The organism is Acidicapsa borealis (assembly GCF_059115245.1).
In genome coordinates this window covers 5812829-5830998 of the sequence record NZ_JCACNY010000001.1, presented here as the reverse complement: position 1 = coordinate 5830998, position 18170 = coordinate 5812829, and the positions used below count along the sequence as shown (strand labels likewise).

The window sequence follows — 18170 nt, the reverse complement described above, 5'->3', positions numbered from 1 at the left end:
GATAACAGCTTGCATGCTGCGCACGAAATGAGTCATGCCTGCGGGGAAGCTCTGGAATTGCGTTGCACCCAAATTTGCGCTGGCGGAATCGAACGTTGCGAGTGTGCTGGATTTGCGGGTTTTGCGACTGAATTGGTCGCATATCTCCCACCCTTTGGGATTGCGTTTGAGGGAGCGAAAATTGGGTTTGATGAAATTTCCCGAAATTGCAAGTTGATTTGTTTTCATGCGGTTATGGGACTTCAATTCTGCAAGATTTTTAGGGCAACGTCTCACGGTTTGGTGTGCTTCGCCGCGTTTCACTGCTATATTGATTTTTCGGGGTGTCCACATCAGGACATTTCTTGTCGCGAACCTGGGCTGCTCGGAATCTCCATAGAGACTTTGAGATGAGCAGCACTGATAACCGGAAGCAGGGAAGCATTCATGGCGCAGATTTTTGACCGCAGCTCGAACTCGCTGGCGAGAATGAGCCTGGTCCTGACGGGACTGATCGTGATCGCCCTGGGCGTAACGCTGGACCAGTTGCAGCGTTCCCCGTGGGTGACCCGGCAGGGTCAGCGGCCGGACCAGCCGGTACCGTTCAGTCATAAGCATCACGTGCAGGGCCTAGGCTTGCAATGCCAGTACTGTCACGTCTCCGTTGAGAAGTCGAGCTACGCGGGTATTCCGCCGACGAAGACTTGTATCAACTGTCACGCGCAGATCTGGACCAACGCAGCGCTGCTGGAGCCGGTCCGCAAGAGCTGGGCGACCAATGAGTCCATTGTCTGGACCAAAGTTCACGACCTTCCGGATTATGTCTATTTCAATCACTCCATCCATGTGAACAAGGGTCTGGGTTGCGCGAGCTGTCATGGCCGCGTGGACCAGATGCCGCTGATGTATCAGCAGAACACGCTGCAGATGGAGTGGTGTCTGAACTGCCATCGTGACCCGGCGAAGAATCTGCGGCCGGTAAGCCAGGCGTACAACATGGCATGGGAAGGCCCGACGCCGGAGAAGCCGGTGTGGTGCTCCGTGAACGACGAGAAGAGCGGCAAGCCTACGGCTCAGATTGTCGACTGCCAGACGAAGGAGCCGGGCAAGACAGAAGTGGCTTCGCTCGACCTGGGTAGTCTGAAGCTGCCGGGGATGCGCCCTCAAATGGAAGGGACTACCTCTTCAGTGCCTGTTCCGGCGAGCTATACGAAGTTCACGAGCCAGCGCGCGCTGGGCAACTATCTGATCGATCATTACAAGATTCGCAAGCCGAATGAGCTTTCCAGCTGCGAGGTGTGCCACCGATGAGCAGCGAATTTGGGAATGGAATGATGAAGCATACCTCAGGGGCTAAAGCCCCGGTTGAGTCCGGTGTCGTTGGTGCCGGGGTTGAAACCCCGGCCTACCCTAAGGCTCCGGAAATGACGTTGGCCGATGTTCGGAAGCAGCTTGAGGGTAAGAAGGGCAAGCGCTACTGGCGGTCGATTGATGAGCTGGCGGGGACGCCGGAGTTTGAGGCTGCGGTTGCCAAGGAATTTCCGGATGCTGCGGCGGAGTGGGTCGATCCTGTTTCAAGGCGCGGGTTCCTGAAGTTGATGTCGGCTTCGATGGCGCTGGCGGGTCTGGCGGGTTGTACGAAGCAGCCGGATGAGCCGATCTATCCTTACGTCAAGCAGCCGGAAGACCTGGTGCTCGGCAAGAGCAATTATTTCGCCACAGCGCATCCCTTCCCGACGGGCGGCGTGCCGCTGTTGGTAAAGTCCGACGCGTACCGGCCGATCAAGGTCGATGGCAATCCTGACCACGCTTACAATCTGGGCTCTTCGGATGTATTCACGCAGGCAACGCTGCTGGATCTGTATGATCCGGACCGTTCGCAGCATCCGACGAATCAGGGTGTGGCGACTGAGTATGTCGAGTTCCTTTCGGCGTATCGTGACCGGCTGAATGCGGGCAAGGCGAATGGTGGCGAGGGGATTTACTTCCTGAGCACCAGCTTCACTTCTCCGACGCTGCAGCGGCAGTGGGCTGAAGCGCAGAAGGCTTTCCCGAAGGCAAAGCTGGTGCAGTACGATCCGGCGCTGGCGGGAACGGCTTTCGCCAAGGGCTTCAATCCAAAATTTGATCTGGCTGAAGCCGATGTTGTGGTTTCGCTGGATGCTGATTTCCTCTCGGGTGCTTCCTATCCCGGGTTCCATAAGCTGACACGGGAGTTTACGGCGCGGCGCAAGGATCCGGCGAAGGGCATGAACCGGCTGTATGTGATCGAGAGCACGCCCAGCACGACTGGTTATAAGGCGGATCACCGGCTGGGCCTGCGGGCGAGCGAGATTCCTGCGTTTGCAGCGGCTTTGGCTGCTGCGGTGGGGGCGAGCGGCGTTTCGGCTCCTTCGTATAGCTGGACCGCTGAGCAGACAAAGTTCCTGCAGGCGCTGGCCAAGGACTTGAAGGCGAATGCGGGCAAGAGCGCGGTGCTGCCGGGTCTGTATCAGGATCCGACTGTGGCTGCGACTGCTATGGCGATCAACCAGGCGCTGGGCAATACAGGCAAGACAGTCACCGAGCGCGGCAAGGCTGGTTCAGACCAGATTGCCGATCTCAAGGGACTGGTTGCCGATCTGAATGCCGGCAAGGTTGACTGGCTGATCATGCTGAATTCGAACCCGGTGTATGACACGCCGGTCGATCTCGGATTCAAGGATGCGATCACCAAGGCCAAGGTTTCCGTTCACCTCGCGTCCCATGCGGATGAGACCGGCGCCATTACTACCTGGCATCTGCCGGCGGCGCATTATCTTGAATCATGGTCGGATGCACGGGCGTATGACGGGACTGTTTCGATCATTCAGCCGCTGATTGAGCCACTGTATGGCGGACACTCGGCACACGATTTGATTCAGGCGATGCTGGATGAGCCTACTCTGTCTGCCTACGAGGCTGTTCGGACCACCTGGAAGTCTGCCTTCAAGGGTGACTTCGAGCTGGGCTGGCGCAAGGCTTTGCACGCTGGCTGGATTGAGGGCACGCCGGAAGAAGCTGGCGACGGCAAGGTCACGAGCACTGCGGTTTCGGCTCCAGTCGATGGATTTGAAATCATCTTCCGTCCCGATCCGAATATCTATGACGGCCGGTACTCGAATGTGGGCTGGCTGCAGGAGTTGCCGAAGCCGGTAACGAATCTGGCGTGGGACAACGCGGCGATCGTTTCGGGTGCGACGCTGACCAAGCTGGGACTAGCTGAGCAGGACATTGTCGAGATCACGGTGGGTTCGTACAAGGTAAAGGCGCCGGTGATCGTGGCTCCGGGCCATCCGGATAATTCGGCTACGATTCACCTGGGTTATGGCCGTGAGTCTGCTGGGCGTGTGGGTTCGGGCGCGGGCTTCAATGCTTACGCGATCCGGACTTCCGATGCTCCGTTTGTTACGACGGGCGCGATCAAGAAGGTCGATGGCATCTGGGGACTGGCGATCACCAAGAGCCACTACCAGGACAAGCGCGGCGACTTCTTCGGCGGCAAGAACCACGGGAACGGCAACAACTCGCTCGAAGGCAACGAAGCTGAGACGCGCGGGATTATCCGCTCGGCGACGCTGGAAGAGTTCAAGGCGCATCCGGGCTTCGCGAACGAAGGCGAAGAGCATCCGAAGGATGAGTACGACACGACACTGTTCCCGAACTGGGATTACAGCCAGGGCAATGCCTGGGGTATGTCGATCGATCTGAATAGCTGCACGGGCTGCAATGCATGCATCGTGGGCTGCTATGCGGAGAACAACATTGCCGTAGTCGGCAAGCAGCAGGTTCGGATCGGCCGCAACATGCAGTGGCTGAGGATCGACACCTACTTTGAAGGCGACCTGGCTGCACCGCGGGCGCACTTCCAGCCGATGGCCTGCCAGCACTGCGAAAACGCTCCGTGCGAACAGGTTTGCCCGGTGGGCGCGACGGTACATACGCCGGAAGGCATCAATACGATGGTGTACAACCGCTGCGTTGGCACCCGTTACTGCTCGAACAACTGCCCATATAAAGTTCGCCGCTTCAACTTCCTGCTGTTCTCGGATTTTGAAACGGAGAGCCTGAAGCTGATGCGGAACCCGGATGTTTCGGTTCGTTCGCGCGGCGTGATGGAAAAGTGCAGCTACTGCGTGCAGCGCATTGCCGAAGCGAAGATCGATGCGGACAAGGAAAACCGCGGGATCCGCGACGGCGAAGTGGTCACGGCTTGCCAGCAGGCCTGCCCGGCGGGAGCAATCACGTTCGGCAACCTGAATGACAAGAACAGCAAGGTGGCGAAGCTGCATGCGAATGAGCGGACCTACTCAGTGCTGGCAGATTTGAATACACGTCCGCGGACACAGTATGTCGCCGCGGTTCTGAATCCCAACCCCGAACTGGCCGAAACTCCGCACGAGTTTGCGGCGAAGGGTTAAGAGGCTGAATTAGCGATGGCGACTAGGGATTACAAAATCGAGGATCCGAAGCTCGATCCGCTTACCGGAGAATACCGGGTAGTCGGAGTCGGGCAGACGTTCAAGTCGGTGACCGCGAAGATTGCGGACATCGTGCTGACCCCCAAGACTTCGCTGGGCTGGTTTGCCATCTTCAGCGTGGGCGGAGCAGTAGCGACACTGGTGCTGGTGGCGGTGACCTGGCTGTTCCTCAAAGGCACTGGTATCTGGGCTATTACGCAGCCGGTGGCATGGGGATTCGCCATCATCAACTTCGTCTGGTGGATCGGTATCGGCCATGCCGGCACGCTGATCTCGGCGATTCTGCTGCTGTTCAAGCAGACGTGGCGTAACTCAATCAACCGGTTCGCCGAGGCGATGACCATCTTCGCCGTGGTCTGCGCCGGGTTGTTCCCGCTGATCCACGTTGGCCGTCCGTGGCTGGCTTACTGGCTGTTCCCGCTGCCGAACACGATGAACGTCTGGCCGCAGTTCCGCTCGCCGCTGCTTTGGGACGTGTTCGCGGTGTCAACGTACGCGACCATTTCCATCGTCTTCTGGTACGTGGGTCTGATTCCTGACTTCGGCACGATGCGTGACCGGGCCAAGGGCAAGTTTGCCCAGTACATCTACGGCATGGTTTCGCTGGGATGGCGCGGTTCGGTGCGGCACTGGATGCGGTATGAGACTGCTTCCCTGCTGCTGGCCGGTCTGGCGACGCCGCTGGTGCTCTCGGTGCACACGGTCATCAGCTTCGACTTCGCGGTGGCGGTACTGCCGGGCTGGCATACGACGATCTTCCCGCCCTACTTCGTGGCAGGCGCCGTGTACTCAGGCTTTGCGATGGTGCTGACGCTGGCAATTCCGCTGCGGAAGTTCTACCACCTGGAGCACCTGGTCACTGACCGCCACATGGACAACATGGGCAAGGTCATGTTGACCACCGGTCTGATCGTGGCTTACGGGTACGGCATGGAAGTCTTCATGGCTTGGTACTCGGCCTCGCACTGGGAATTCTTCATGATGTGGAACCGCATGTTCGGGCCGATGGGCTGGTCGTACTGGATGCTGATCGCTTGCAACATCGCGATTCCGCTGACGACGCTGTGGGTTCGCAAGTGGCGTACGAATATGACCTTCATGTTCGTGATGAGCCTGATCGTCAACACAGGTATGTGGTTTGAGCGGTTCGTCATCGTTGTGACCAGCCTCTACCGCGACTTCCTTCCTTCTTCGTGGGGCACCTACCGTGCGACGAAGTGGGATTACGCAACCTACGTGGGAACTTTCGGATTGTTTACGGCGCTCTTCCTGCTCTTTGTGCGCTTCCTTCCGATGATTCCCATGAACGAAATCAAGATGATGCTGCCTTCGGCGAAGATTACTCCGAAGACCGAGACGGCAGCCGGGGCAGGTGACTGATGCCAGTAGCCGTTGAAGGAACTTACGGCATAATTGCCGAATTCGATACGCCCTCCGACCTGGTCCGGGCAGCGCAGGCTGCCTACGGCGACGGTTGGCGGCGCCTGGACTGCTACACACCCTATCCGGTGGAAGAGGCGGCGGAAGCGATTGGTTTTCACAAGAACAAGGTTCCGCTGGTGACGGTGATCGGCGGACTGATGGGATTGTGCGCAATGTTTTCGCTGGAAACGTGGATCTCAACGCTGGCCTATCCGCTGAACATTGGCGGCCGCCCGACGTATTCGTGGCCGGCGTTCATTATCCCGGCGTATGAATGGACGATTCTCTTCGCGGGTCTATCGGCGGCTTTTGGAATGATTGCGATGAATGGATTGCCGAGCATGTATCACCCGTTGTTTAACGCTCCGAATTTCCGCAACGGAGCTTCGGACGACAAGTTTTTCCTGTGCCTCGAGGCGCTGGATCCGAAGTTCGATGTGACGGAAACCCGGGCTTATCTTGAGAGCTTTTCCCCGGTTTCAGTGGTGGAGGTGGAGTACTAATGCGAAGCCTCTTCAATACCAACCGGGTGAAGACGACAGCTGCATTGCTGCTGTCTGCCGGCGCAATGTTTGTGGCGGGTTGCCGGCAGGATATGCATAACCAGCCGAAGTTTATTCCGCAGCGGGGTACGGAGTTCTTTGCCGACCATCGCTCCTCGCGGCCAGTGATCGAAAATACCGTAGCTCGCGGCAGTCTGAAGGAAGACAGCTATTTCTACACCGGCGTGGTGCAGGGCGCGAACGGTTATCGCGAAGAGAAGGACGAACTTCCCTTCCCAGCTACCATGACGGTCCTGCAGAAGGGCCAGGAGCGGTTCAATATCTATTGCACGCCCTGCCACTCGCGTGTGGGCAATGGATTGGGCGCGATTGTGCAGCGCGGCTACAAGCCGGCCGGAAACCTGAACGACCAGGTGCGCCGGGCACAGCCTCTGAGCCACTACTTCTACGTGATGACGCATGGCTACGGCGCGATGCCCGACTACTCGGCGCAGTTGACCCCCGAAGAGCGCTGGGCAGTGGCGGCTTATATCCGCGCACTTCAGTTGAGCCAGAACGCTACGGAGAAGGATGTTCCGTCAGGCACCAAGATCGGCTTGTTGAAGGACATCGCGGAGTCGAAGGGCTACGCTGCCGGCGCCGATCAACCGTGGGAGTTGCCGAGCACAGCGATCGAAGCGTATCCAGCCGACACGAAGCAGGGCACACCAGGCATGGCTCCAGCCTATCCGGCTGATCCGAAGGTTTTCATTCCGCATTCGGGAGCACCGACTTCCGCTAAACCGACTACCGCTGCGGCGCCTGCGCCGAAGGCGGGGAATTAAGGAGCCGAGAGATACCGATGGCACACGCTCCTCACGCTAAAGTTCTTCCCGCTGACCTGTCGGCCCCGGCATTTGTCGGCGCATGGCGAGCACGGGCTCTGATGGTCGCCGTTCTGTTCGCAGTGGTGGCGGTTGTCCTTGCGTTCCTTGACGGGCCGCTTGGCCTGGATCATGTTTACCGCGCCTGGGTTGTCGGATTGATGCTCACCTTCGGCTTCTGCTGCGGCGGCATGACGCTGCTGATGGTGCAGTACATTTCAGGCGGAAAGTGGGGCCTGCTGCTTCGCCGTCCTCTCGAGGCGATGAGCCGGACGATGCCGCTGGTGTTTGTCTACTGGGTGGTGTTCGCAGCCCTGATGCCGAAGAAGCTTTATCTTTGGGCTAAGTTCAGCGACAAGATTTCAGCACTCAAGGGCGGCCTGACTGAAGGACAGGCGAATGCAATCGAGTGGAAGCATGGCATGCTCAACGTCGGCGCGATGTGGGGCGTCGGCCTGGTCTGCTTTGCGATCTGGGGCTTCTATGCATGGCGGTTGAACACGCTGAGCCTGAAGCGTGAGCAGGATACGCTGGCGAACACACCTTACTGGATCAAGAAGTTCGAGAACCTTTCCGGTTTCGGAATCCTCGTCTACTCGCTCACCATGACTGCTGCTGTCATCTACTGGGTGATGAGCATGGACGTGACCTGGTACTCGTCGGTCTACGGTCTGTTGTTCCTGGTCGGTCAGGGATACTCGGTACTGGCTCTGGCCATTCTGACGACGCTGTCGCTGTCGAAGGCTGAGCCGATCAAGACGATTCTTCGAGTGACGGAACAGTACGATCTCGGTAAGTTTACTTTTGCTTTCGTCATGCTGAATATGTACCTCGCGTTCGCGCAGTTCCTGATCATCTGGTCGGGCAATCTGCCGGAAGAGATTCCGTGGTACATGAACCGCATCAACGGGCACTGGGGCATTATCTGCACACTGGACTTCATGTTCCACTGGCTGATTCCCTTCTCCCTGTTGCTGTCGAAGGACATCAAGCAGAACAAGAAGCGGCTGATGCGCATCTGCCAATGGATGATCTTCGCCAAGGCCTTCGATTTGTTCTGGCTGGTAGAGCCGAACTTCCCCGATGCGGCGCGCAACCTGCACTTCAGCTGGGGAATTCTTGAGTATGTTGCCGTGCCGGTGGCGATGACTGCGCTCTGGGTAGCGTTCTATGCCACGCAGTTGAAATCTCGTCCGCTGGTGCAGACCAACGACCCGCATCTGGCGGAGATTCTGGAGCCTGAACATGCACACGCATGAGCCTGACAAGAATGTGAAGGTCGATACCTCCCTTGGATACGAAGGGACTGACGTCAAGGTATCGGGGATTATCGTGTTTCTCACGGCGCTGGGTATCTTTGTCGTGGTGACGGCGGTGCTCTGCGTCGGCATCGGCAAGGTGATCAATACGCAGCTCGGGAAAGCCGATGGACCGGCGACGAAGTGGAATCATCCGGTGGACGTGAAGGGACTTGGGAACCTTGCGACCAGCCCGGATCTGCAGAAACAGTTTGGGCAGCTCACGCAGCGCTTCCCTACTCCGCGGCTGCAGACGGATGACGGGTACCAGGAAATCTCCGACATGCACGACAAGGAAGATTTGCTGCTTGAGAACTACAGCTACGTCGACAAGGGTGCGGGTTCGGTGCGCATTCCGATCGACAGGGCGATGGAACTGATCGCACAGCGTGGTTTGCCGGTTGCGCCCACTGGAACGGATGCAGCGGAGAAGCCGTTGGCTGAGGCTGAGTTGCCGGTGGTGAAGGCTCCGCTGACGGATGGATTTGCCCGGACCGGGTATGAGCAGGAGTTGAAGGCTAAGGCTGAGGTGGTAAAGCCTGAGTAGCTGATTGTCGTTCTGCACGGCGAGGAGTTGCCATGGTCGAGATGATCGCAGCTTTCTTTCAGATCATCGCCGAGTTGTTGGGCAGTCTGGTAGAAACCATGGCCGGGCAGCCATTGAGCAGGAAGCGGCTGAAAAAGAGGCCATCTGAGAATTGGGTATCGAGATAAACGGGCTCAGCGAGGGATGGTCATTTTCGCCGGATCAAGTAGAGCGAAGGACAAGGCTGCAGTTGTAGTCAAAACATCGGTAGGCTTGAGAAGTAGGGGCAAGGTCAGTTGAAGCTTTTGGAGATCATCCTCGGAATCGCCGGTTCCCTTGCGTGGACACTGATTCTGAAAAAGTTCTCCGACGAACAGGTGAAGCAGTTGGGAATGAGATAAGAAATGATGAACTTGTGCACAATTCGGGGAAGGAGCTGGATGGCAGGAGCGGCTGCGGCTGTCGCGCTATGTGTCTCCGCTGTCTCGGGAGTTGCGCAGGTTTCGGCGCCTGGGGATAAGCAGACTGGTCCGGCGAATGACCGTCCGCCTGCGATTCTCGACAAAGTGGGCATTGCGCAGCATCTGGACGCGCAGCTGCCCTTGAATCTCTCGTTTGTGGATGAAGCGGGTAAGACCGTCCAGTTGGGCAGCTACTTCGGAAAGCATCCGGCAATTCTGGCACTTGTGTACTACCAGTGCCCGATGCTTTGTTCTGAGGAACTGAACGGGCTGACTGCAGCGCTGCGGATGGTCAAGCTGACTCCCGGCAAGGATTTCGATGTCATTGTGGTCAGCATCGATCCGACGGAAGGGCCGGATCTGGCAGCGGCTAAGAAGCGAGGTTATCTGAAGCGCTACGGGCAGCCGGAAACCGAGGGCGGCTGGCACTTTCTTACAGGCAAGCAGCCGGAGATCGATGCGCTGACGAAGACCGTCGGGTTTGGGTACGTGAAGATTCCGGGACCGGACGGCAAGCTCAACCAGTTTGCGCACGCGAGTTCCATCCAGATTGTGACACCTCAGGGTAAGCTTGCGCAGTACTACATGGGCGTGGAGTATTCGCCCAAGGATTTGCGGCTGGGGCTGGTGGAGGCCTCGTCCAATAAGATCGGGTCGCCGGTCGACAACATTTTGACGTACTGCTATCACTATGACCCGCAGACGAATACGCACAGCTTGATCGTGGCGCGGGTGGTGCAACTGGGTGGCGGATTGATGGTCTTGGGCCTGGGCGGATTCATGCTTTTGATGTTTCGCCGGGACGCACGGCAAGCCAAGATTCCTGTGACCGGGCCGCATGCGGCCGGAGCAAAGGTGAACGGATAACGGATTATGGGATTGAGTCCAGTACTGTGGCAATTTTTAGTTAAGTGGATGGTCAACTTCGCGATCATCCCACCGGAGGCGTCGACGATGGCGCCGCAGGTGGATGCGTTGCTGGTGTTCATGACGCTGGTGAGCCTGGTCGGCCTGGTGCTGGTCGGTCTGCTGGTGACCGCCTTCTCGATCCTGTATCGCAAGGAGAAGAACCCTGTCGCGACGCAGATCGAGGGCTCGACGCTGCTCGAAGCGACGTGGACGATCATTCCGCTGGGCCTGTTCCTGGTGATGTTTGTTTGGGGCTCGGTGCTGTACTTCCGCATCTACACGCCTCCGCCAAATGCCATGAACATCTACGTGGTCGGCAAGCAGTGGATGTGGAAGGCGGAGCATCCGGGCGGACAGCATGAGATCAATTCTCTGCATGTGCCCATCAACCAGCCCATCCAGTTAACGCTGATCTCGCAGGATGTCTTTCACAGCTTCTCTATCCCGGCTTTCCGCGTGAAGCGCGAGGCCATTCCGGGACGCTATACAACGGTCTGGTTCAACGCGACAACGCCGGGAACATATCACCTCTTTTGCACGCAGTATTGCGGAACGCAGCACTCGGGGATGATTGGCGACATTGTCGTGCTGACCGCCGAGGATTACAAGAAGTGGCTGGCGCAGTCGACCAGCGGTGTTTCGCTGGCGCAGAATGGTGAGAGGCTGTTTGCCAGCCTGAGCTGCAATGCGTGCCACAATGGGCAGCCGGATTCACGCGGGCCGAGTCTTGCAAATGTGTACGGTTCGAAGCTGACCTTGACGACCGGACAGCCGGTACTGGTGGATGAGGCCTATCTGCGGCAGGCAATTCTCAATCCTTCGGCACACATCACCCAGGGCTATGCACCGATCATGCCGACGTATCAGGGCCAGGTAAGCGAAGAGGGACTGATTTCCCTCGTGGAATACATCAAAAACCTCAACTCGAATTACCGGGTGCAGCAGACGTTGAACACCAGTGAACTGCTGCCGGAACAACCCGACAAGACATCTGGTGCAAAGGGAGCGGCAAAGCCATGAGCACAATTTTGAGTCTTCCGGATCAGTCGACGGCGCGGGTACCGAAGCGCAATTATCTGACCAACGAAAACGGCATTTTAAGCTGGCTGCTGACGGGCGATCACAAGCGGATTGCGATCCTGTACCTGATCTCAATCACGTTTTTCTTCTTCATCGGTGGTGCTCTGGCTGGACTGATTCGGCTCGAACTGCTGACCCCGCAGTCGGACCTGATGGCGGCGGACACGTACAACAAGATTTTCACCATGCATGGTGTGGTGATGATCTTCCTGTTCCTCGTGCCTTCGGTGCCGGCAACGCTGGGAAACTTCCTGATGCCGATCATGATCGGTGCGAAGGATCTGGCGTTCCCGAAGATCAATCTGCTGAGCTGGTACCTGTACCTCGCTGGCGGAACGATGACGCTCGCGGCAATGATCACGGGTGGTGTGGACACGGGCTGGACCTTTACAACTCCGATGTCGACGCACTTCTCGAATACGAACGTGATCACGACTGGGCTGGCCATCTTTATTGCCGGATTCAGCTCGATCTTCACAGGGCTGAACTTCATCGTTACCGTGCATCGCATGCGCGCACCAGGCATGACGTGGTTTAAGCTGCCGCTGTTCGTCTGGGCCAACTATGCAGCTTCGGTGCTGATGGTCCTGGGTACGCCGGTGTTGGCGATCACTCTTGTCCTCGTCGTACTCGAGCGCACCATTGGGATCGGAGTATTTGACCCGACCAAGGGCGGCGATCCGATTCTCTTCCAGCACTTGTTCTGGTTCTACTCGCATCCAGCTGTGTACATCATGATTTTGCCGGGATTCGGTGTGATTTCCGAAGTGATCTCGACTTTCGCGCGCAAGCGGATTTTCGGGTACACGGCGGTCGCCTTCTCTTCGATGGCGATTGCGGTCTTCGGCTTCTTCGTGTGGGCACATCACATGTTCATCATGGGTGTGTCGAACTACGCGGTACTGGTGTTCTCGCTGCTGACGATGCTGGTTGCTGTACCTTCGGCAATTAAGATCTTCAACTGGGCCTTCACGCTGTACAAGGGCTCGATCACCTTTGAAACGCCGATGCTGTATGCGTTCGGTTTCATGGGCTTGTTCACGATCGGCGGACTGACGGGTGTGTTTCTGGGCTCGGCGGGTACCGATATTCACCTCACCGAAACCTACTTCATCGTGGCTCACTTCCACTTTGTGATGGTGGGCGGCATGCTGATGGCTTTCCTCTCGGGCATCCACTTCTGGTGGCCGAAGATGACGGGCCGGATGTACCCCGAAAAGATCTCTCAGCTCGCTGCGGTCGTAACCTTTATCGGCTTTAACCTGACTTTCTTCCCGCAGTTTTTGGTGGGAATGCTGGGCATGCCGCGCCGGTATGCGGCGTATCCGCAGGAGTTCCAGGTGCTGAATGTCTTCTCCACGGCGGGTGCAACGATTCTTGGCGTGGGTTACCTGCTGCCAATGATCTACCTGGTCTGGTCTCTCAAGTATGGCCAGATTGCGGGTAGCAATCCGTGGCAGGCTACGGGGCTTGAGTGGCAGATTCAATCACCACCTCTGACCGAAAACTTCACGACCATTCCGGTTGTGACGCAGGACGTGTATGACTACGAGTGGCTGGAGCGCCAGAAAGAACGTGAGGTAACGCATGTCGGATAGCCACACCGCGGTTCTAGAGCACGAGCATGAACATCCTCCGTATCAGCGGCACCATTTTGTCTCAATGGAGCAGCAAAACGAGACGACCAGCTTTGGCATGTGGTTGTTCCTGCTGACGGAAATCATGTTTTTCGGTGGGCTGTTTACTGCCTACCTGATCTACCGGAACTGGTACTACCCGGCGTTTGTGGCGGCTTCGCATACGCTGAACATCGTCGAAGGCAGCATCAATACCCTCGTCCTGATCAGCTCCAGCCTTACGATGGCAATGGGTGTGTGGTGCGCGGAGACCAAACGAAAGAATGGCTTGATCCTGTCGCTGGCACTCACGCTGGTTCTCGGGTTCGGATTCCTTGGCATCAAGGCGGACGAGTATCACGAAAAGTATGTGAAGGACCATATTCCTGGGCATGCTTTCGAGGGGCACAGCTTCAGCCCAGCTGGCTTTGTCCATCCCGATGCGGAAGCGCTCAAGGGTGGCGAAAAGCCGCTGGCTCCAGATATGGCAGCAAAGACGGAAGTCTACTTCTCGCTGTACTTTGCCATGACCGGAATGCACGCGGTGCATATGATCATTGGCATCGTGCTGCTGGCGGGCATGCTGGTGAAGGCGATCCGGGGCGGGTACATGGACGGCCATATTGCGTTCGTGGAGAATTTTGGCCTGTACTGGCACTTTGTCGATATTGTTTGGATCTTCCTGTTCCCGCTGCTGTATCTGATCAGCCGGCACTAAATGCAGGGAGCAGGGATTAGGGAACAGGGAACGGAAAGTCGATCTCGTGTTTGAGGGGATTTATCTATGTCGGAACATTTTGCGAATCACGATATCAACTCGGGCCATACCGAGGGCGAGCAGCACATTGTCGGGCCTAAGACGTATTTCCTGATCTTTTTCGCCTTGCTTATCGGCACGGCGTTGACGATTGGCGCGACCTACGTGGACATGGGGCCATGGAACCCGGTTGTCGCACTGGCGATTGCGTGCGCCAAAGCGACGCTGGTGGTCCTGTTCTTCATGCACATCAAGTACAGCTCGAAGCTGATGAAGCTGACGGTGGGCGCTGGCGTGTTCACGTTCCTGATCCTGGTGGGTATGTCGATGTCGGACTACATCAGCCGGGCGTGGGGTCAGTGGTAGATTGCAGATCGTTGGATCGTGAAAGGGCCGCCTCTCTCAGGCGGCCCTTTCTGTTTTCGGTAAGCTCAGCAAGGAAGCGTTCCAGCCCGTCAGAGCGCAACAGGGCGGATGCCCTCAAGCTGCGATGCGGTATGTTGCATTTGGCTTGTGGATAGGCCGGATGGAAGCTTAAAAGGAGCTGGCGTCACTTCACGGGACGGGTGTGCTGGAAGGGTAAAGTAGAAAATAGATCCGTTGCCCGGTGTGGATTCAACCCATATACGCCCGCCCATGCGTTCCAGGATTTTCTTGCAGATGGCGAGGCCTACGCCAGTGCCGGTGAACTCCTGGGAGCCGTGGAGCCGCTGGAAGAGATAGAAGATTTTCTCGAAGTATTGCGGGTCTATTCCAATTCCATTGTCCTGGACACTGAAGATCCACTCTTGGGCGGCTGAAGGCTGCATGGAGAGGTGGATCCGGGGTGGATCCGAGCCGCGGTACTTGATGGCGTTACCGATGAGGTTTTGAAAGACCTGGACAAGGCGGGAGTCGTAAATGCCCGCCGCGGCCAACGATTCATGAGTTACCGAGGCGGCACTTTCACTGATGGCAATGCGGAGGTTGGTGATGGCCTCCTGCAGGGCGTCTGCCGCAGAGATCTGGTGGACTTCCCTGCTGTTGCCGCCGGCGCGCGAATAGGAAAGCAGGTCCTGGATGAGGCTTTTCATGCGCAGGCAGCCGTCAACGGCGTAGGCGATGAATTCATCGGCCTCAGGATCGAGGCGTCCTTTATACCGGCGCGCGAGAAGCTGGGTGTAGCTGGCGACGGAGCGTAGCGGCTCCTGCAGATCGTGCGAGGCAAGGTATGCGAACTGTTGCAACTCGGCGTTGGAGCGGGCGAGTTCGCGGCTGGTGCTGGCAATCTGTTCTTCGGCTTTGCGGCGTTCGGTGATGTCACGAATGGCGGCGGTGACGAGGGAGCCATCGACGCTCTGGATGGGACTGAACATCACTTCCATGGGGAACTCGACACCGTCAAACCGGCGACCGGTTCTGGCGATCAGCGATGTTGGGGGTAAATCCTGCGCTGGATCGACCTCCCCTCCTTCTTCCCGAGGCGCAGGGAGGCCGTCGACGATGATGAAGTCGAGATTTCGCCCTATCAGTTCGTGGCGATGATAGTGGAAGAGGGTCTCGGTCTGGCGGTTGACGAGGACGATCTTTCCGGCTGTGGTGGCCACGATCATGGCGTCCGGGGCGGCCTCGAGGAGCTCGCGGAACTGGGATTCGCTGCGACGCAGGGCCTTTTCGGCCAGGGACCGGCGATCGCTTTCGATTTTGACGCTCCAGCCTGCGATGGAGGCGATGAGCAATCCCAGGAGAGAACCTGCGATCTGGATGAAGCGGGTCTGCCGTTGTTTGCGCAGCGCTTCCTGGGTGCGAGCTGCCAAGAGACCGCGTTCCACGCCCTCCATTTGATGAATGACGCGCCGGATCTCAGCCATGGTTGAAGGGCCCTGGCGCTGAGAGATGGAGTCGATTGCCGCATTCATGCCACGAGTGCGGCGAAGCACGATGATGTCCTGCATGTGCTTCAGTTTGCGAGCGATGATGGGGTCCAGGTAATTGAGAGTCTGTTGCTGGCCCGGATTATCGGTCGTGAGGGCGCGCACAGCAGCCTGGTGCTGTGTGGCCGTGTCGAGGGCTTCCTGGAATACCTGCAGAGGAGGCTCCTTCCCCAGAAGGACAAAGCCGCGGGCGGTGGACTCGACTGTCTGTACGTCGAGGAGGAGACTCTGCAGGTTTTCTAGGACTTCTTGCGTGTGCTGGACCCAGCGTTCACTCTCGATGGAGACCTGCAGGGCGCGATAGGAGGTCGCCCCGACAAAAAGCAGGGTGAGGATAGCCGATCCGAAGGCGAGCTGCGCCTTGCGGTCCATGGGAGATCTGCTTTTCAAGGCACCTGCCCCGGAGCAGACTGGAGGAAGCTACACTTGTTCCCAAGCCTGACCTGCTTCAGGCTACGACGGTTCTCGCAGCCGGCATCGCGGTGCTGCAGAGAATAGTTACGGCTCGACCCTTTTTGGGTCTACGGCGGGTCGCTGACCCAATTGGAAATCCAGCGTCAGGAGTTTTGCGGGAGGTTCCATGTTGTATTCCGGGCATCGCTCTGGCCCAGGGAGCGTTGGGCGAGGACCTGCTGGGTGAAGGCCTCGGGGGTGAGAGGGCGGCTGAAATACCATCCCTGTCCGAGCATGGGCTGACCAGGCGGCCCAACCGGATCGACGTGGCTGAAATACTCCACTTGCGCCTCGGTTTCGATGCCCTCGACGACCACCATGAGTTTGAGCGCCGACGCCATGGCGAGGATCTGCGGAACAATGGCGGCTGTGACGGCGCCGGTGCCGATGGTGGAGGTAAAGGAGCGGTCGAGCTTCATGCCGTTCACGTTGAGTTCGCTCAGATAGGCGAGGCTGGAGAAGCCAGTGCCGAAGTCGTCGATGAAGACGACGTGGCCGCGCTGACGGAGCTGAGTGATGGCTTTCTGGGCAACCTGACGGTCTCCGGTGATGCGCTCGGTAAGTTCGACGACCACGCAAGAGGCAGAAACGCCGGAGACTTCGAGGCTTCGGTCGAGAGCGTTCAGGACGGCAGGGTCAGAGAGGTCGGGTGCGGCGAAGTTGACGGCGACGTGCATGTCCGGGAATTCACGGAGCAGCGGGCCGAGTTCGGCAATGGCGCGCCTGATAACGAGGCGGGTAATTGAGCCAATGAAGCCACTGCGCTCCGCGATTGGGATAAAGACATCGGGGCTGATGTGCTCGCCGCTGGCACGGTCCCAGCGGACCAGAGCCTCGGCGCCGACGATGCGGCCGCTGGGGAGCTCGACCACAGGCTGATAGGCGAGGAAGAGCTCGCCACGGCGGACAGCCTTCTGGAGCTGATTGACGAGGGTGCTCTGGCTGCGAAAGAAGACGAGAGCGGTGAGGGCGATGAGGACGCCAAAGAGAGCTCCGAAGGCCGCTGAAGCCCAGAGGATATTGTGATGCTCTAGCATCAGGTCGTCACCGGCGATGTAGGCGACGGCACACATGGGATAGGAGGCGGAACATACGCTGGCGTAGGTTTGTCCCTGGAACTGTCCCTGGCTATGGGAGAGTATCTTGTCGACGGGGAGACCGATGGGCGTGCCGAAGATGGGGACGGCCAGCTTGCGTTCGAAATCGACGCTGAAGGTGGCATAGTGCATGGGGGACTGCGGGAAGTTGAAGAGGCTTACATCATCCATGAGGACGCCGGCGTTTTGGTAGACGACGGCGCTGACGCGGGCATTGCCGATCAGACCGGGGAGGTCTTTGTAAATGGCGTGTCCGTCGCGCTCCACGAAACTGGGACTGGCGGGAATAGGTTGTGGATTGGAAATCCGGTTGTGGAGTGAAGTGCACAGGAAGGCGTTGTTCTGCAGACGGCCAATGTCTTTGATGTAGTTGGTTCCCAGGAGGAGTCCGTCCATGAAAGCGAGGTCGGACTCGGAGCACGGCTCGAAGCGCGGGTGAGTACCAAGGCCGACGGCGGCGAGTACGGTGTTGGCCTCCTTGCCGAAGGCGTCGCCGCGTTCTACGAGCCGTAAGGCGAAGTCATGCGCTTCGGAACGGGCCTGCCGGATGAGGATGTCTTCCCCGAAGAGAGCACCGAGTGCTGCGCCCAGCAGGATTTCTATGAGCAGAAGAACGCCCAGTCTGATCCTTTGGGATTTGTGAGCAGTCTTCATTTAGCCAATAAATTATTGCCATTCTAGCCGCGCCATGGAAGATCAACAATGACCGATTACAGCTTATAGGATGCTGAGCGTCAAGGTTAACCTGCCCAAAGTAACTCTTTTTGCACTCTTTGGTCGAGCTTTCTCGGTCG

General features: G+C 58.0%; 14 protein-coding genes. 12 read left to right on the top strand and 2 right to left on the bottom strand.

The features are described 5' to 3' along the window. Window positions 1–426 precede the first annotated feature (426 nt). From AC5S27_RS23765 to AC5S27_RS23710, 12 genes are all read left to right on the top strand, one after another. A complete protein-coding gene (locus AC5S27_RS23765) occupies window positions 427–1290 on the top strand; it encodes a cytochrome c3 family protein (protein ID WP_493937043.1) in 864 nt (287 codons plus the stop codon). Continuing rightward, window positions 1287–4418, top strand: coding sequence for a TAT-variant-translocated molybdopterin oxidoreductase (locus tag AC5S27_RS23760; RefSeq protein ID WP_493937042.1), 3132 nt, complete (start codon window positions 1287–1289; stop codon window positions 4416–4418). Before AC5S27_RS23765 ends, AC5S27_RS23760 begins: the two co-directional genes overlap by 4 nt. Window positions 4419–4433: 15 nt before the next feature. Further along, complete coding sequence (gene nrfD, locus AC5S27_RS23755) at window positions 4434–5858, top strand: NrfD/PsrC family molybdoenzyme membrane anchor subunit (protein WP_493937041.1); 1425 nt, start codon at window positions 4434–4436, stop codon at window positions 5856–5858. After that, window positions 5858–6403 carry a DUF3341 domain-containing protein gene (locus tag AC5S27_RS23750; RefSeq protein ID WP_493937040.1) on the top strand — a complete coding sequence of 182 codons (546 nt, stop codon included), beginning with the start codon at window positions 5858–5860 and terminating at the stop codon, window positions 6401–6403. Before nrfD ends, AC5S27_RS23750 begins: the two co-directional genes overlap by 1 nt. Beyond that, window positions 6403–7227 (top strand): c-type cytochrome, encoded by an 825-nt coding sequence (locus tag AC5S27_RS23745; protein WP_493937039.1) that lies wholly within the window; start codon window positions 6403–6405, stop codon window positions 7225–7227. Before AC5S27_RS23750 ends, AC5S27_RS23745 begins: the two co-directional genes overlap by 1 nt. Window positions 7228–7244: 17 nt before the next feature. Beyond that, entirely contained in the window at window positions 7245–8525 is a 1281-nt protein-coding gene (locus tag AC5S27_RS23740; protein ID WP_493937038.1) for a hypothetical protein, read from the top strand. Next, the gene (locus tag AC5S27_RS23735; protein ID WP_493937037.1) at window positions 8512–9111 is read left to right on the top strand and encodes a hypothetical protein; all 600 of its coding nucleotides are present in this window, start codon (window positions 8512–8514) and stop codon (window positions 9109–9111) included. Before AC5S27_RS23740 ends, AC5S27_RS23735 begins: the two co-directional genes overlap by 14 nt. 419 nt (window positions 9112–9530) lie before the next feature. Continuing rightward, window positions 9531–10418, top strand: coding sequence for an SCO family protein (locus AC5S27_RS23730; protein ID WP_493937036.1), 888 nt, complete (start codon window positions 9531–9533; stop codon window positions 10416–10418). Window positions 10419–10424: 6 nt separating this feature from the next. Further along, window positions 10425–11480, top strand: a complete 1056-nt coding sequence (coxB, locus tag AC5S27_RS23725) for a cytochrome c oxidase subunit II (RefSeq protein ID WP_493937035.1) — start codon at window positions 10425–10427, stop codon at window positions 11478–11480. Continuing rightward, window positions 11477–13138 (top strand): cytochrome c oxidase subunit I, encoded by a 1662-nt coding sequence (gene ctaD, locus AC5S27_RS23720; protein ID WP_493937034.1) that lies wholly within the window; start codon window positions 11477–11479, stop codon window positions 13136–13138. The genes coxB and ctaD overlap by 4 nt, the downstream gene beginning before the upstream one ends. Next, window positions 13128–13874, top strand: a complete 747-nt coding sequence (locus AC5S27_RS23715) for a cytochrome c oxidase subunit 3 (RefSeq protein ID WP_493937033.1) — start codon at window positions 13128–13130, stop codon at window positions 13872–13874. Before ctaD ends, AC5S27_RS23715 begins: the two co-directional genes overlap by 11 nt. A 66-nt stretch (window positions 13875–13940) precedes the next feature. Further along, window positions 13941–14279, top strand: coding sequence for a cytochrome C oxidase subunit IV family protein (locus tag AC5S27_RS23710; RefSeq protein ID WP_493937032.1), 339 nt, complete (start codon window positions 13941–13943; stop codon window positions 14277–14279). A gap of 89 nt (window positions 14280–14368) precedes the next feature. Here the strand turns inward: AC5S27_RS23710 and AC5S27_RS23705 are convergent, their stop codons facing one another. Further along, complete coding sequence (locus AC5S27_RS23705) at window positions 14369–16198, bottom strand: CHASE3 domain-containing protein (RefSeq protein WP_493937031.1); 1830 nt, start codon at window positions 16196–16198, stop codon at window positions 14369–14371. Window positions 16199–16383: 185 nt separating this feature from the next. Continuing rightward, the gene (locus AC5S27_RS23700; protein ID WP_493937030.1) at window positions 16384–18030 is read right to left on the bottom strand and encodes an EAL domain-containing protein; all 1647 of its coding nucleotides are present in this window, start codon (window positions 18028–18030) and stop codon (window positions 16384–16386) included. Between the last annotated feature and the right edge of the window lie 140 nt (window positions 18031–18170).

Bases quoted from the DNA above. Each gene is read 5' to 3' on its own strand.
- AC5S27_RS23765 (WP_493937043.1), top strand. From the start codon at position 427: ATGGCGCAGATTTTTGACCGCAGCTCGAACTCGCTGGCGAGAATGAGC.
- AC5S27_RS23760 (WP_493937042.1), top strand. From the start codon at position 1,287: ATGAGCAGCGAATTTGGGAATGGAATGATGAAGCATACCTCAGGGGCT.
- nrfD (WP_493937041.1), top strand. From the start codon at position 4,434: ATGGCGACTAGGGATTACAAAATCGAGGATCCGAAGCTCGATCCGCTT.
- AC5S27_RS23750 (WP_493937040.1), top strand. From the start codon at position 5,858: ATGCCAGTAGCCGTTGAAGGAACTTACGGCATAATTGCCGAATTCGAT.
- AC5S27_RS23745 (WP_493937039.1), top strand. From the start codon at position 6,403: ATGCGAAGCCTCTTCAATACCAACCGGGTGAAGACGACAGCTGCATTG.
- AC5S27_RS23740 (WP_493937038.1), top strand. From the start codon at position 7,245: ATGGCACACGCTCCTCACGCTAAAGTTCTTCCCGCTGACCTGTCGGCC.
- AC5S27_RS23735 (WP_493937037.1), top strand. From the start codon at position 8,512: ATGCACACGCATGAGCCTGACAAGAATGTGAAGGTCGATACCTCCCTT.
- AC5S27_RS23730 (WP_493937036.1), top strand. From the start codon at position 9,531: ATGGCAGGAGCGGCTGCGGCTGTCGCGCTATGTGTCTCCGCTGTCTCG.
- coxB (WP_493937035.1), top strand. From the start codon at position 10,425: ATGGGATTGAGTCCAGTACTGTGGCAATTTTTAGTTAAGTGGATGGTC.
- ctaD (WP_493937034.1), top strand. From the start codon at position 11,477: ATGAGCACAATTTTGAGTCTTCCGGATCAGTCGACGGCGCGGGTACCG.
- AC5S27_RS23715 (WP_493937033.1), top strand. From the start codon at position 13,128: ATGTCGGATAGCCACACCGCGGTTCTAGAGCACGAGCATGAACATCCT.
- AC5S27_RS23710 (WP_493937032.1), top strand. From the start codon at position 13,941: ATGTCGGAACATTTTGCGAATCACGATATCAACTCGGGCCATACCGAG.
- AC5S27_RS23705 (WP_493937031.1), bottom strand. From the start codon at position 16,198: ATGGACCGCAAGGCGCAGCTCGCCTTCGGATCGGCTATCCTCACCCTG.
- AC5S27_RS23700 (WP_493937030.1), bottom strand. From the start codon at position 18,030: ATGAAGACTGCTCACAAATCCCAAAGGATCAGACTGGGCGTTCTTCTG.